Origin of the sequence: Ruoffia sp. FAM 26255, assembly GCF_045528525.1 — a bacterium.
Lineage (GTDB): Bacteria > Bacillota > Bacilli > Lactobacillales > Aerococcaceae > Ruoffia > Ruoffia tabacinasalis.
Window position 1 is genome coordinate 20428 of record NZ_JBGQQX010000021.1, and the last position, 14602, is coordinate 35029.

At 37.2% G+C, this 14602-nt stretch carries 12 protein-coding genes and 1 pseudogene; 11 read left to right on the forward strand and 2 right to left on the reverse strand.

Annotated elements, in window-relative coordinates; all coding sequences use genetic code 11:
* The first annotated feature begins 15 nt into the window (after positions 1-15).
* Both ACEN31_RS05650 and ACEN31_RS05655 read left to right on the forward strand, forming a co-directional pair.
* Positions 16-459, forward strand: coding sequence for a PTS sugar transporter subunit IIA (locus ACEN31_RS05650; protein WP_407108889.1), 444 nt, complete (start codon positions 16-18; stop codon positions 457-459).
* Positions 459-1607 (forward strand): mannitol-1-phosphate 5-dehydrogenase, encoded by a 1149-nt coding sequence (locus tag ACEN31_RS05655; RefSeq protein WP_407108890.1) that lies wholly within the window; start codon positions 459-461, stop codon positions 1605-1607. Before ACEN31_RS05650 ends, ACEN31_RS05655 begins: the two co-directional genes overlap by 1 nt.
* Before the next feature lie 175 nt (positions 1608-1782).
* On the opposite strand, the gene ACEN31_RS05660 is transcribed toward ACEN31_RS05655, so the two are convergent.
* Entirely contained in the window at positions 1783-2175 is a 393-nt protein-coding gene (locus ACEN31_RS05660) for a hypothetical protein (protein ID WP_407108891.1), read from the reverse strand.
* A gap of 192 nt (positions 2176-2367) precedes the next feature.
* Between ACEN31_RS05660 and purR the strand changes: the two genes are divergently transcribed.
* From purR to ACEN31_RS05685, 5 genes are all read left to right on the forward strand, one after another.
* Positions 2368-3222 carry a pur operon repressor gene (gene purR / locus ACEN31_RS05665; protein ID WP_407108892.1) on the forward strand — a complete coding sequence of 285 codons (855 nt, stop codon included), beginning with the start codon at positions 2368-2370 and terminating at the stop codon, positions 3220-3222.
* Positions 3223-3330: 108 nt separating this feature from the next.
* On the forward strand, positions 3331-4716 hold the full coding sequence (glmU, locus tag ACEN31_RS05670) for a bifunctional UDP-N-acetylglucosamine diphosphorylase/glucosamine-1-phosphate N-acetyltransferase GlmU (protein ID WP_407108893.1): 1386 nt from the start codon (positions 3331-3333) through the stop codon (positions 4714-4716).
* 5 nt (positions 4717-4721) lie between these two features.
* Positions 4722-5702 carry a ribose-phosphate diphosphokinase gene (locus tag ACEN31_RS05675; RefSeq protein ID WP_407108898.1) on the forward strand — a complete coding sequence of 327 codons (981 nt, stop codon included), beginning with the start codon at positions 4722-4724 and terminating at the stop codon, positions 5700-5702.
* Between the two features lie 218 nt (positions 5703-5920).
* On the forward strand, positions 5921-7321 hold the full coding sequence (locus tag ACEN31_RS05680; RefSeq protein WP_407108894.1) for a sugar transferase: 1401 nt from the start codon (positions 5921-5923) through the stop codon (positions 7319-7321).
* A 251-nt stretch (positions 7322-7572) separates the two neighbouring features.
* Positions 7573-8712 (forward strand): hypothetical protein, encoded by a 1140-nt coding sequence (locus ACEN31_RS05685; protein ID WP_407089436.1) that lies wholly within the window; start codon positions 7573-7575, stop codon positions 8710-8712.
* Positions 8713-8837: 125 nt separating this feature from the next.
* Here ACEN31_RS05685 and ACEN31_RS05690 read toward each other — a convergent pair whose 3' ends face one another.
* Complete coding sequence (locus ACEN31_RS05690; protein ID WP_407089437.1) at positions 8838-9779, reverse strand: YdhK family protein; 942 nt, start codon at positions 9777-9779, stop codon at positions 8838-8840.
* 150 nt (positions 9780-9929) lie between these two features.
* Here ACEN31_RS05690 and ACEN31_RS05695 point away from each other — a divergent pair.
* From ACEN31_RS05695 to ACEN31_RS05710, 4 genes and pseudogenes are all read left to right on the forward strand, one after another.
* A pseudogene (locus ACEN31_RS05695) lies at positions 9930-10865 on the forward strand (2-keto-3-deoxygluconate permease).
* A 218-nt stretch (positions 10866-11083) separates the two neighbouring features.
* Positions 11084-12583, forward strand: a complete 1500-nt coding sequence (locus ACEN31_RS05700) for a nicotinate phosphoribosyltransferase (protein ID WP_407108895.1) — start codon at positions 11084-11086, stop codon at positions 12581-12583.
* Between the two features lie 3 nt (positions 12584-12586).
* Entirely contained in the window at positions 12587-13414 is an 828-nt protein-coding gene (nadE, locus tag ACEN31_RS05705; RefSeq protein WP_407108896.1) for an ammonia-dependent NAD(+) synthetase, read from the forward strand.
* 34 nt (positions 13415-13448) lie between these two features.
* Complete coding sequence (locus ACEN31_RS05710; RefSeq protein WP_407108897.1) at positions 13449-14447, forward strand: MraY family glycosyltransferase; 999 nt, start codon at positions 13449-13451, stop codon at positions 14445-14447.
* Positions 14448-14602 lie beyond the last annotated feature (155 nt).

A 14602-nucleotide genomic window follows, 5' to 3' on the forward strand; every position in this document is an offset into this window, starting at 1 on the left:
AGGAGAGAGAGAAGTATGGAATTAAAAGCAAAAAACATATTATTAAATCAAACATTTTCGACGAAGGAAGAGGCAATTAAAGCGGTTGGAACTTTACTAGTTGAGGATGGAGCGGTTGAAGAAAGTTACATTGATTCAATGTTAGACCGTGAAAAAGTGGTCACTACTCACATGGGGAATTTTGTGGCCATTCCACACGGCACCGATGAAGGGAAAGAGTTTGTGAAAGAAACAAACATTACGATTGCTCAAGTACCTCAAGGTGTGAACTTTGCCCCAGGTGAAGACGAAGAGAAGATGGCTATGATGATCTTTGGAATTGCAGGAGTAGGTAATGAGCATTTAGATGTATTATCTAAGATTGCTGTCTTCTGTTCAGATGTTGAAAACGTCGTGCGTTTAGCAAATGCAGATTCAGCTGAAGAGATTATCGCGATGTTTGAGGAGGAAGTAGAATAATGAAAGCAGTACATTTTGGAGCAGGAAATATCGGACGCGGATTTATTGGAGAGATTTTATCTAAAAATGGTTTCCATATTGATTTCGTAGATATTAACGAGACGATTATTGATGCCTTAAAAGAACGTAAAGAGTATGACATTGGCTATGCAGCTAAAGATGACGAAACAATTCATATCGATAATGTTAATGGTTTAAACAATGGGAAAGAACCTGAAGCGGTTGTTGAAGCAATCAAATCAGCAAACATTGTGACAACGGCCATTGGACCTAATGTTCTCCCTTACATTGCCGAATTAATCGCTCAAGGAATTCAAGCGCGTCAAGAAGCAGATGTTAAAGAAGCGATTGATGTGATTGCTTGTGAGAATATGATTGGTGGATCAGACTTTTTACGTGAGAAAGTTGAAGGGTTCTTAACAGAAGATAACTTATCTTATGTGGAACAATATGTTGGCTTCCCGAATGCAGCGGTAGATCGTATTGTGCCGAATCAACAACATGAAGATCCACTATTCGTATCGGTCGAGCCATTTAGCGAATGGGTGATTGACTCAACAAAAGCGAAAGCAAAAGATATCCGCCTAGAAGGTGTGTTATATGTTGATGATTTAGAGCCTTTTATTGAACGTAAATTATTCTCAGTGAATACAGGACATGCAACGGTTGCTTATGCTGGAGCTTTCTATGGTTACAAAACAATTGATGAAGCCATCAGTGATGAGCGAATCTTGAACCTTCTACAAAATGTACTCAAAGAAACTGGCGCATTATTAATTAACAAATGGGATTTTGATGCAACTGAGCACGAAGCTTATGCAAATAAAATTGTAAATCGCTTTGAAAATACATATATATCAGATGATGTTACTCGAGTGGCGAGAACACCAATTCGTAAATTAGGACCCAATGAACGCTTTATTCGTCCAATTCGCGAAGCTAAAGAACGTGATTTAGAGTATCAAAATCTAATGGAAGTTGTCGGAATGATCTTCCACTATGATAATCCAGAAGATAAAGAGAGCGAGCATTTACAAGCGATGTTAAAAGAACAATCGGTTGAACAAGTTGCGCGTGTTGTAACTGAACTGGAAGATGAAGTCTTATTAAATCGCATCGTAGCAGCTGTTGCGAATGTTGAAAAATAGATAAATACGAAAAGATCACCGCAACTGAGTTGCGGTGATCTTTTTTTGTGCTGTTATTGTAAATGGGTAAACTCGAGCCAAATGGGGTAGCGGTTTGTCTTGAGTAGCGTCAACTCCGGCCAAATGGACTAGTGGTTTGTCTCAAGTTTCGCTTAAAAAATATCAGTAAAAAATCTCACGATTGTCGTTTACTTAATCGGTAATGATAACCTGGAATCACAAGATGACTAATTCCGTAACCAATCAGTGCAATAATCGCGACATAACGTGTCCAATGTGTCTCTGCCAAGGGGCGAGAAATTAACATTAACAAGATGATAGCAAGAAAACTAAAAGAACTAAAAGGTGAGGCAGTGATTGTGACAATATCGCCATCAGAGATTGGGAGCTTATTACTACGCAAGCCACCGAATTGAGAGACTTGTATTTGTACTTCTGGTGGTGCAATGTCAATATTAATCGAGCTATTATCCGACAGTTTCCCAACGACTTCTCCATTAATTTTTATGTTTAATTTTGCACCCATATTGAATAACCAACCCGTTCGGCGAGTGATTTTGATTGCCATTTTCTTTACCTACCTTCTTTTGCGTTAATCATGTGAACTTAAATATAGTATATATTTTAACATAGTATTGGCTGGTTCCCTATGAGAAAGACAAAGACACGAACAATGGCGAGTATAAACACGAACAAAATTAATATATATATACTTATTGTTTGTGTCTTGGTAGAATATGGCTAAGAGGTGACTTTCATTATGACTGATAAAAATTATAAACCAAAACGTAATCAACGTATGTTGTATATTTCCCATTACTTAGTCGATAGACCAGGACAGTTAATTAACTTGTCTTATTTTGTTGAGTTTTTGAATGCCGCTAAATCTTCGATTAGTGAAGATATTGATTTTGTTCGAGAAGTCTTTGAAATTAATGAACTCGGAGAAGTTAAGACATTTCCGGGTGCAGCAGGTGGAATTATCTTCTATCCAAAAGTGCCTTTAATTGAACAAAAAGAGTTATTGAATACTTTGATTGATAAATTTACGCATGGAAAGCGAATTTTACAAGGTAATTACATCCATATGAGTGATATTTTGCAAGATTCATACATGTTAAGTAAAGTAGGCAGATTGATTGCTTCTCATTATATTCATAATAATATTGATGCAGTCATGACTGTAGAGTCAAAAGGAATTGGCCTTGCTACGATTGTCGCACGATACTTAAACGTTCCATATGTGATTGCAAGACGTGATTCAACGGATGGTATCGGACCAACCATCTCTGTTAATTATGTATCTGGATCACACCAAACGGTTAAGAAAATGGAGTTGGAAAAGAATAGTTTACAAAAGAATCAACGTGTATTAATCGTGGATGATTTCCTCCGTAATGGTGGAACGGCTCAAGGGATGATTTCACTACTTGAAGAATTTGATTCGACGGCGGTCGGAGTTTGTGTCCTTGGTGAGAATCGTTCACACGAAACGAACCAATTAACTTTACCAATCGATTCACTCATTAGTGTTCAATTAGTTTATAACGATGAAGAGAGACGTTATGAATTAGATGTTCAACCCGGAAGTTTATTTAACCAACTGACTGAGTAAACGTTTTTTTGTCGTTTCCTTTAGGATTGTCAAATTAAACGGTAGATATCTTCGCATATAATCGCTATAATTATTAAGAGTAAAATGTTTAAAATAAGGAGTGTTTATATGGAGAAGCGATTAGCCGTTGTACTGGCAGCGGGTAAAGGAACACGTATGAAATCAGAGTTATATAAAGTGCTACATACGATAAACGGCATCTCAATGGTAGAACATGTATTACGAGCAGTTCAACAAAGTAATGTTGAACGAATTGTAACAATTGTAGGACACGGTGCAGAGACAGTGCGAGATGTGTTAGCAGATCGATCTGAATTTGCATTACAAGAAGAGCAATTAGGAACAGGTCACGCTGTACTACAAGCTAAAGATCTATTAAAAGATGAAGAAGGAAGTACTCTTGTAATATGTGGAGACACACCTTTGTTTTCAGCAGAAACATTAAATCAATTGTTCGAATTCCATGAAGAATCTAATGCTAAAGGAACAATTTTAACAGCAATCGCCGAAGACCCAACGGGGTACGGGCGTGTAGTTAGACAAAGTGATAAAGAAGTTTCACGAATTGTTGAGCAAAAAGATGCAAACGAAGAAGAACAAGCCATTACAGAAATTAATACGGGGACATATGTCTTCAATAATAAAGCGTTATTTGAAGCTTTAGATAAAGTCGGTAATGAAAATGCGCAAGGTGAGTATTACTTACCAGATGTGATTAGTATTATGAAAGAAGCTGGCGATATTGTTAAAGCCTTTACGATGGATAACTTTGATGAAGCGATTGGAGTTAACGACCGTATCGCGCTAGCAGAAGCAACACGCTTAATGACTAAACGCATCAATGAAAAACATATGCGCAACGGTGTTACTTTCGTTAACCCAACAGCGACTTATATTGAAACAGATGTTGAAATCGGGCAAGATACATTAATCGAGTCTGGTGTATCTCTTAAAGGAAATACAAAGATTGGCTCACATTCAACGATTGGTTCAAATTCAGAAATTATTTCATCAACGATTGCTGACCATGTTGAAATTCGTCAATCTGTGTTAGAATTTGCAAATGTCGAAGAAAATGTAACTGTGGGACCATTTGCACACTTAAGAGCTAAGAGTGTTTTAAAAGAAGGGGCACATATCGGAAACTTTGTAGAAGTCAAAAACAGTGTTGTTGGAAAGAACTCTAAAGCAGGACACTTGACTTATATCGGGGACGCGGATATTGGTACAGATGTCAACGTAGGTTGTGGAACTGTATTTGTAAATTATGACGGAAAGAATAAATTCCGTTCAACAATTGGCAATGACGTATTCATCGGTTCGGGCTCAAATATTGTTGCACCTGTAACAGTAGGAGACCGAGCAATCATTGCAGCAGGTTCTACGGTTAATAGTGATGTTCCAGAAGAAGCACTTGCAATTGCTAGGTCACGTCAAGAGAACAAAGACAAATACTGGGAACGCTTCAAAGACAAACAAAATCTGGAGGATTAATAATGATAGAGAAACCATATTCTGATTCAAAACTTAAAATTTTCGCACTAAGTTCTAACCGCCCGTTAGCAGAAAAGATTGCGGATGAAGTAGGTGTAGAATTAGGAGATATTAATATATCTCAGTTTGCTGATGGTGAGATTAAAGTTAATATTGATGAAAGTATTCGTGGAGACCATGTTTATTTGGTACAATCAACATCGTATCCGGTGAATGACCACTTAATGGAGTTATTAATTGCTATTGACGCATTGCGTCGTGCAAGTGCTAAAACAATTAACGTAGTTATCCCTTATTACGGATATGCACGTCAAGATCGTAAAGCACAACCTCGTGAACCAATTACAGCGAAGTTAGTTGCGAATATGTTAGTTCAAGCTGGGGTAGATCGTTTAGTAACGCTAGACTTACACGCGGCTCAAATTCAAGGCTTCTTCGATATTCCAATGGACCACTTATTAGGAGCGCCATTATTAGCAAATTACTTTATCGATAACCATCTTGAAGGTGATGATGTTGTTGTTGTATCACCTGACCATGGTGGAGTGACTCGTGCCCGTAAATTAGCCGAATTCTTAAAATCACCGATTGCGATTATCGATAAACGTCGTCCAAAAGCAAACGTCGCTGAAATCATGAATATCGTTGGAGAAGTACAAGGGAAAACGTGTGTCATCATTGATGATATGATTGATACAGCTGGGACTATTACATTAGCAGCAGATGCTTTATTGGAAAAAGGTGCGAAAGATATTTATGTTTGTTGTACACACCCAGTATTATCTGGACCAGCAATCAGTCGTTTAGAAGCATCACCAATCAAAAAGGTGATTATTACCGATTCAATCTCTTTACCAAGAGAGAAAAAATTAGATAAAATTGAAACAGTAACGGTTTCTCAACTTGTGGGAGAAGCGATTAAACGTATCCATGAAAACCGTTCAGTGAGTCCATTATTTGAAGAACAATTCAAATTAATTGACTAATTATGTATGATAGAAAAGTGCCGACAGGAGGAATCTTGTTGGTACTTTTTTACTCTTAATGTATATTCTAATCAGTTTACTATTGATAGTTTGGGCTATATATGCAATAATTCTTTGATATTCCTATTGAAATTGTATAGAATTAGACAGGGTAGAAAAAGAATATTATATATAAGAATTATTTTATAGTAGAATAATGAAAGAAAGGAAGTTATTGCGTGAATAAGCATCGCTATGAATGGAATAACTTGTTACGCTTTGGTGCTGTTATACTAAGCTCAATAGTGGCGATTGGGTGTATTTATTTATCATTTTACATCAAATTTTTAGGCGATATACCGGCTAGAAACTTTAGTGCTTTTGAAGATAGTTATATATGGATATTTATCGGTTATATTATTATTAACTTTCTATTTGGTACTTATGTTTTCTATAACAAGAGTGTGTTAGATATTTTTTACTTTACGATGTTAAGTCAGTTAGTACTGAATGTTTACATTATGGCTCTGACTTTTGCGGGAAGCTGGCTAACATTTCCAAGATCAGTGTTACTAGTGAACTTATTTGTTGGGACCTTTGTGTTATTTATCTTTAATGTATTGGTTTACTTACTTTACCAGCAACTTCGGGGTCAAAAGAAAATCTTAGTTGTTGGAGAATCGGACCGGTCACTTGAAGCAGTTCGGAACTTTTCATTAATGAAAAACAAACGTCATAAAGTGACACATGTAGTCTTATCAGATTACTTAAAACATGTTGAGGAATTAGCGGATTATGTGGATATTGTTTATTTAACAGGGTATATACCGGAAGAACAACGTTTAGATATCTATGAATATTTAATGCGCCAGAATAAAAAGTTATTTATAAGTACTCAATTTGAGAATTTAATGATGGTTAATCCAAATATTATGAACTTTGAAGATGAAAGTATTATTGAGGTTTCTAGTTTTGAAATTCCATCTGAAGATAATATGTTAAAGCGTATCATTGATATCTTAGTTTCTTTAGTTTTAACTATTTTGACCTTGCCGATTATGTTAGGAACAGCTATTGCGATTAAGATTGATTCTCCAGGACCTATTTTCTATAAGCAGGAGCGTATTACTAAAGGTGAAAAACACTTCAATATCTTAAAATTCCGCTCAATGTCAGTGACAGCAGAATCCGATTCAGGACCTGTTTTAGCGGCGAAAAACGATACGCGTGTGACAAAGGTCGGTAAATTTATTCGAAGTACACGAATTGATGAATTACCGCAATTGTTAAATGTGCTTAAAGGGGATATGTCGCTTGTGGGACCTCGTCCGGAGCGTCCGTTCTTCGTTGAACAGTTTAAGGAGCAAAATCCGTATTATACTTTAAGACATCACGTAAGAGCAGGAATTACCGGCTATGCGCAAGTTTATGGAAAGTATAGTACCGACTTTAATAGCAAACTGAACTTTGATCTGTTATATATTAAGAACTTTTCCATAGCCTTTGATTTCAAACTATTATTCCAAACGGTAAAAATCTTATTTGATAAAGTAAGTTCACGTGGTGTTGATGATGAGGAAGAAGTTTCCACACAAGATGAGTGGTCTGATTTTGCGAAGACGATTATTATCATTAAATAAAAAATATGAATCTTTTATGAACAAGCATGGTGCTCGAATGAGTCCATGCTTGTTTTTTTAGGCAAATGCTATGGATAAAGAATAATAGATGAAAGTTTAAAGATAAAGTAGTAATAAATTGTTTAAATAAAGATCAGGTTATCGATAAATTCTCAGTGGATTATTTGTTTTTATTTACTGGGAATGGATATCATTTGGCTTACTATTGATAAATATAGTATAATTAACTGTAAAGAAAGGATAGTGAAAAAATGAAAAAATCTATTAAAATATTTTTTAGTTTATTGACAACTGTAACAATGGCATTCGGTGTCGTAGCACCCACTGTTTCAGCTCAAGACACTAACTGGGACGAAGTCCTAACTCAACTTAATGAGGTAAACCAAGAGGTAGTATCTATGGAAGGTGACGGAACAATTAATGTTTCTGCCGATCAATTTATCGATGCTGCATTAAACTTTGACTTCCGTTATAACGTAGAAGAGGCTTTTGCACTTGAATTAGCTGGAGACGTTACGGGTGAGTTAGTTACAACCGATGCAGAAGGTAACCCATCTACAATGCCTTTAGATTTCGCAGGACAAGCATCAATAATTGATGGTATTGCTTACTTATTTGATGGTTCAAGTTGGATTGTTGAAGATGTATCAGCTCAAGAAGAGCAAATTGCTGCCGAATTTGATAGTATGATGGCCCAAATACAAGAACAAGCAGATACAATGAGTAACCCTGAATTGACTCAAAAATACTTTGATTTAAGTGAGACGGATTCTGAATACGTGATGACTTTAAAACAAGATATTAATCCAGATGAATTCTGGGCAGATATTGAAAGTCACGTAGACATGGAACAAATCAAACAAGAAACTATTGACCAAACGATTCAACAAGCAGAAGCAAATGGACAAGAATTTACTGAAGAAGATCGTCAAACATTAGAAGAACAAATGGATCTTTCAATGGAAGCAACTAAGAGTGTCATGTTCCAATTAGTTGATACGATGGAATTCCGTTACTCTAAAGAAACTTACTACTTAACTCATATGTTAATGGACTTTAGTTTGGATAGAGCAAACATGGAAGAAATCGCTGCTGATATGGGAGAAACAACTGAAGGAATTCCAGAAGACCTTAATGTAGCATTCTCTATGGAATTCAACTTTGCTAACCATGGTGAAGTCTTTGATATCGTAGTTCCAGAAGGAGCACCAACTTTTGATGAAGCTAGCTCAACTGAAGAGTCAGCAACAGAAGGTACTGAATCATTAGAAGAAAGTACAACTGAAGAATCAGTTCCTGCTGAAGAAACATCAGAAGAAACAACTGAAGTGCCTGCTGAAGAATCGTCAGAAGAAGAAACGACTGAAGAAAGCTCAGAAGCTGCAGAATAATTTATGATTGATTTAATACCGCAAAGGTTCGCCTTTGCGGTATTTTTTTGTTGCAGTGAATTTTAGGGTAAAAGTAAGTAAAAAAAAAATATCCTCCCGAAACGGGAGGATAGGGTTATTCGTAATTATTCAGTTCCTTCACTGCTAGAGTCTTCCGAACTAGATTCTTCAGGTGTACTTTCTTCACTTGATTCTTCATCTGAACTTTCCTCAGGAGTAGACTCAGACTCTAATCCAGATTCTTCATCTGACGATGATTCTTCGCTTCCACTTTCATCTTCTGACGATGATTCTTCGCTTCCACTTTCATCTTCTGATGATTCAGGAGTAGACTCTGATGTAGCTGGGGCAGTTTCTTCTGCGCCATCTAAAGTTGCTAACTCATCTTCTGTTACCCATTTGTGGTTAATGACTTCTTCGCCACTTTCAGTATCGATGTAATCAACTAAGTAAACAGTTGTTTCATTTACGGCATCGATTGTAGCCATTGCACCTTCCATACCAGGCATATGATAAGCTTCAACTGTCACTTCATCACCGACTTCAAACGGTGCGTCTACGTCTTCTTGATCAGCTGCTTCAGCAATTTCTTCTTGCACTATCCAACGGTGATTTTCTACGGGTTCACTGTCATCTGTTGGTGTGTAAGAGATTTCGTATGCAGTTGTATCAAAGGCAGCAACAACTGTCCCTTGAGCGCCTTCCATACCAGGCATATGTGTTGCATTAATTTGAACATCGTCGCCTACTTTATATGTAGGTTCGCGTTCAATCTTAATATTTCCAGGTAAGCGACCTTCGTCATCATGCGTCATTTCTCCAGGTTCTTCCGTTGTTGATTCACTTTCTTCACCTGTCACAGCATCGCTAATATCACTTGCTGCGTCATCAACTGTATCCCCAACCGATTCAGATGCATTGTCAACCGTATCACCAATCGATTCAGAAATTTCGTCTACTGTATCTGAGTCTTGAGCAAATACGCCATTTAAACTTGTTGCGGAGGATGCTCCGAATAATAACACTGCTGAGAGCACCATTGCACTTTTACTAATGTATTTTTTCATATATAACATCTCCTCTATTTATTACTATAAAACAAATTTAAATCGATTTCAAAAAATATGATTAATACGTTTACACAGCATGTTTAATAGTTACAAGTGTTAAACATGCTATGATAGGATTTCCAATAAATAAGGGGAGTTGAAATTTTAGTGTTAAATGCGATTAAAAAAGTTCCTGCAGGAACTTTTCTAGTCCCAATGTTGATTAGTGCAATTTTATATACTTTTTGGCCAAACTTGTTCCAAGTAGGTGGTTTAACTGAACATATTTTTGGAGGTTCAGGAACGAACGGAATCGTTGGTGCGATTGTTTTTTGCTCGGGAACTGGGATTGACTTAAAGAAAATCGGATATGCTTTAAAACGTCAAGGTGTTCTATTGTTAGTTAAATTTGCTGTTGGAGTTGGATTAAGTTTATTGTATATTTCAATCTTTGGCTTACCAGGAGTTTTTGGAATTAATGCCTTAGCATTTACAATTGTTATTTGTTCAATTAACCCAGCTGTGTATTTATCATTAATGTAACAATACGGAACGGAACAAGATACAGCAGTTTACGGTATCACAGGTCTATTCAGTATCGCTGCAGTTCCAATGATTGTATTTGGTATATCAAGTGGGGGCGGCATGGACTGGACGCCTGTTTTAAGTACACTTATCCCGATGGCAGCAGGGATTGCCTTTGGCAATATTGATCCGAATTTTAGAAGTTTATTCATGCCCGCTTTACCAGGTTAAACGATGTTAATGGGTTGGAACTTAGGTTACGGGATGAACTTAATTGAAGCGTTCCAAGCAGGAGGAGCAGGAATTATTGTAACAATTGTCTTCTATATTGTAAGTGTCATCTTTGTTGTTATTGACCGCAATGTCTTAGGCAATGATGGGTCCGTTGGTGCGACATTTATGACAGTTGCTGGATTATCAGTTTCAACAGCAGGAATTTTAGGAAGTATTTATCCAGAGGTTCTTGGAGAATACATAACTGCCGCTGCATCTGAAACATTAATGGCAGTTGTCATCACCAGCGTGATTACACCTTCAATTGTTGCTAAATTATCGTCACGTGAGAATAAATTATCATAATGATTTTATTAGGCAAGAGACTTTTTCGGAAGTTTCTTGTTTTTTTATTGCTTCATAAAAGCCCATTAAAGTGTAATATATATGAAATCTGGTCTATTTATGCTATATTTAAAATAATTTAAGTGATGCTCGAATAATTAGTGGCGAGTTAAAATACACTATTAGTTATGTGATATAATATACAAGAAATGAAGTAAACAGTTTACTGGAGGATGCTTATGTATAAATTTGAAGATGATAGTTTAATGTTACATACAGATCTGTATCAGATTAATATGTTACAAACCTATTGGCAGAATGGAATGGATCAACGCAAAGCAGTCTTTGAATCTTATTTTAGATCAATACCTTTCGAGAATGGTTTTGCTATTTTTGCAGGGTTAGAGCGGATTTTAAATTATATCAATAATTTGAAATTTACTCAGAGCGATTTGGACTATTTAAGAAGCTTAGAAATATATCCGGAAGAATTTTTGACTTATTTAGAGAATATGGAATTCAATTTAACCATTCGTTCAATGCGAGAAGGTGAATTATGTTTCGCAGATGAGCCATTGATTCAAGTTGAAGGTCCGTTAGGTCAATGTCAACTAGTTGAGACGGCCATTCTAAATATGCTGAATTACCAAACTTTAATTGCGACGAAAGCAGCGCGCTTAAAATCAGTCGTTGACGAAGACGATTCTTTAGCAGAATTCGGATCACGTCGTGCTCAAGAAACAGCGGCGGCGATTTGGGGATCAAGAGCGGCTTATATTGGCGGGTTTGATTCGACAAGTAATGTGCGTGCAGGGAAATTATTTGGTATTCCCGTTTCTGGAACACATGCTCACTCATTAGTTCAAGCGTACCGTGATGAATATGAAGCTTTTACTGCTTATGCTAAAACGCATAAGAACGTGGTGTTCTTAGTAGATACATACGATACTTTACGTTCAGGTGTACCTACCGCAATTAAAGTAGCGAAGGAACAAGGTGATAAAATTAACTTTATCGGTGTTCGAATTGATTCAGGCGATATGGCCTATCAATCAAAACGTATTCGTGAACAATTAGATGAAGCAGGGTTCCCTGATGCGCGCATCATAGCATCTAACGATTTAGACGAGAAGACTATTCTGAACTTGCGTATGCAAGGGGCTAAAATTAATGACTGGGGTGTTGGTACAAAACTGATTACAGCTTATGACCAACCAGCTTTAGGTGCCGTATACAAATTAGTAAGTATCGAAAACTCTAAAGGCGAATTAGTGCCAACAATGAAAATTTCAAGTAATGCAGCCAAAATTTCTACACCAGGAATAAAACAAGTGTGGCGTATAACACGTAACCATGATGGTAAATCAGAAGGTGATTACGTGGCACTTATTGAAGAGCGTCCAGACTTAGAAGAGTCACTCTTTATGTTCCACCCGGTTCATACTTATATTAATAAGACTGTCGTTGATTTTACCGCACGTCCACTACTCACCGAAGTTTGGAAAGACGGTAAATGTGTGTATGATTTACCATCAGTCGACGAAATACGTGACTATGCGGCTCATAATATCTCTGCTTTATGGGATGAGTACAAACGTATCTTGAATCCAGAACAATATCCAGTCGATCTGTCTCAAAACTTATACGATGAAAAGATGCGTAGCATTAAAGATATTCGTGATAAAGTTGACAATCATGTCCTTGAGATAGAAGAAGAGCTTTTAAAGGAAGGTGAGTAAGCTATGCGCCCATTACAAAAAGAAATTATCGAAGAATTAAAGGTCTTACCAGAGATTGATGTCCAAAAAGAAATTCGTCGCTCGGTTGATTTTTTAAAAAACTATTTATTAAAGAATCAAGGACTCTCTACTTATGTTCTTGGAATTAGTGGCGGACAAGACTCGACTTTAGCAGGAAGACTTGCTCAAATGGCTATTTCTGAATTGCGTGAGGAAACTGGTGATGAACGTTATCAATTTATCGCGGTTCGTTTACCTTATGGAGTTCAAGCAGATGAAAGCGACGCTCAACTAGCACTTGAATTTATTCAAGCCGACCAAACAATGACGGTTAACATTGAAGCAGTCACAAATGCAATGATTGAAGCTGTTGAAGTCAATAATATTGAAGTGAATGATTATCATAAGGGGAATGTCAAAGCACGTCAGCGTATGATTGCACAATTCACCATTGCAGGTCAACTAGCAGGAGCCGTGATTGGTACAGACCATGCGGCTGAAAGTGTGACAGGCTTCTTCACAAAATTCGGAGACGGGGCTGCAGATATTCTGCCGCTCTGGCGCTTAAACAAGAGTCAAGGAGCAGAAATGTTGAAAGAACTTGGTGCTGTCAAAGAACTTTATGAAAAAGTTCCGACAGCCGATTTAGAAGAAAATCGTCCACAACTAGCTGATGAAGATGCACTTGGTGTGAGTTATAAAGCGATTGATGCTTACTTACGTGGGGAAGATGTGGCTGAAAAAGATGCCAAAGTCATTGAAGATTGGTTTATCAGAACACGTCATAAACGCCATTTACCGATTACGGTTTATGATGATTTTTGGAAATAAATTAAAAGATTTGTGAGTTAAAGGAGGGAGAATGTTGGCAGTCATAACTGTAGGCGGATGGAATATATTGCTGACATTCATCGCTTCTTTTTGTTTTACTTTTATATTGCAAAAGATACTTCCTGAAAAAGACGGGAAACCGCCTAATTATGGGGGTATTGCGGTGTTTGCTAGCTTTTGGCTGGGCTTTTTTACGATGTTTCCGGTCTTGCTTTTTAACAGTCCGCAATGGAATATCTTCTTAGCCTCTGCCATTGTATTACTCACTGGAATCATCGATGACTACTTTGAATTAAAGCCTTGGCAGAAGACTTTGGGCATTTTAATCGCGGCGAATGTCATTTATTTTTATACGGATGTGGCTTTTTCGTCTGTATTAATCGCGGAAGTGCCGGCCTGGTTATTTGACTCATTAGCTTACGTATTAACGATCGCTTGGATTTATTTTGTAACGAATGCGATGAATTTATTAGATGGGTTAGATGGTTTAGTCAGTAGTGTTGCGACAACAAGTTTAGTGACACTGACAGTCATGATTTATATTTCAAGTTTGTCAATTCGTCTCACGCTCATTATGATGCTCGTTTTATTAGCGGCATCGATTCTAGGTTTTTTTCCATTTAACTGGTTTCCCGCCAAAATATACTTAGGTGACACGGGAGCATTATTTATTGGGTTCATGTTCGCGACTTTAACAGTATATAATTTAAAAAATATCAGTATATTTTCACTGATTGTGCCGATTTTATTTTATGCGGTGCCATTATTTGATACTTCTTATGCGATTGTTCGACGGTTTTTAAATGGGCAATCCATGGTTGAGCGAGATGAGGATCATCTGCATCACCGATTACTCCGGCAAGGCTTCACTGTGCCGCAAATTGTGATATTGATGATTGGGATTACACTTGTTTTTTCAGTGTTTGCGATATTTTCTCAAATATATCATCAATTCCGCTGGGTCTTTATTTTTCTTTCAGGGGGACTTATTGTGCTCCTAACAGTATTTATGTCGCGCCTTGATAAAAAATAGTAACTGAAAGCATCGCTTATGCGATGTTTTTTTGCATGTGCGCCCGGCATGGGCGATAACTTGGTGGTGAAAGTCCACTACAGACTTGGCAGTAGGAACTGTTAGCTAAAGGCAAGGGTGTCCACCGTGAGGTGGAATCTGAAGGAAGCCGGAGG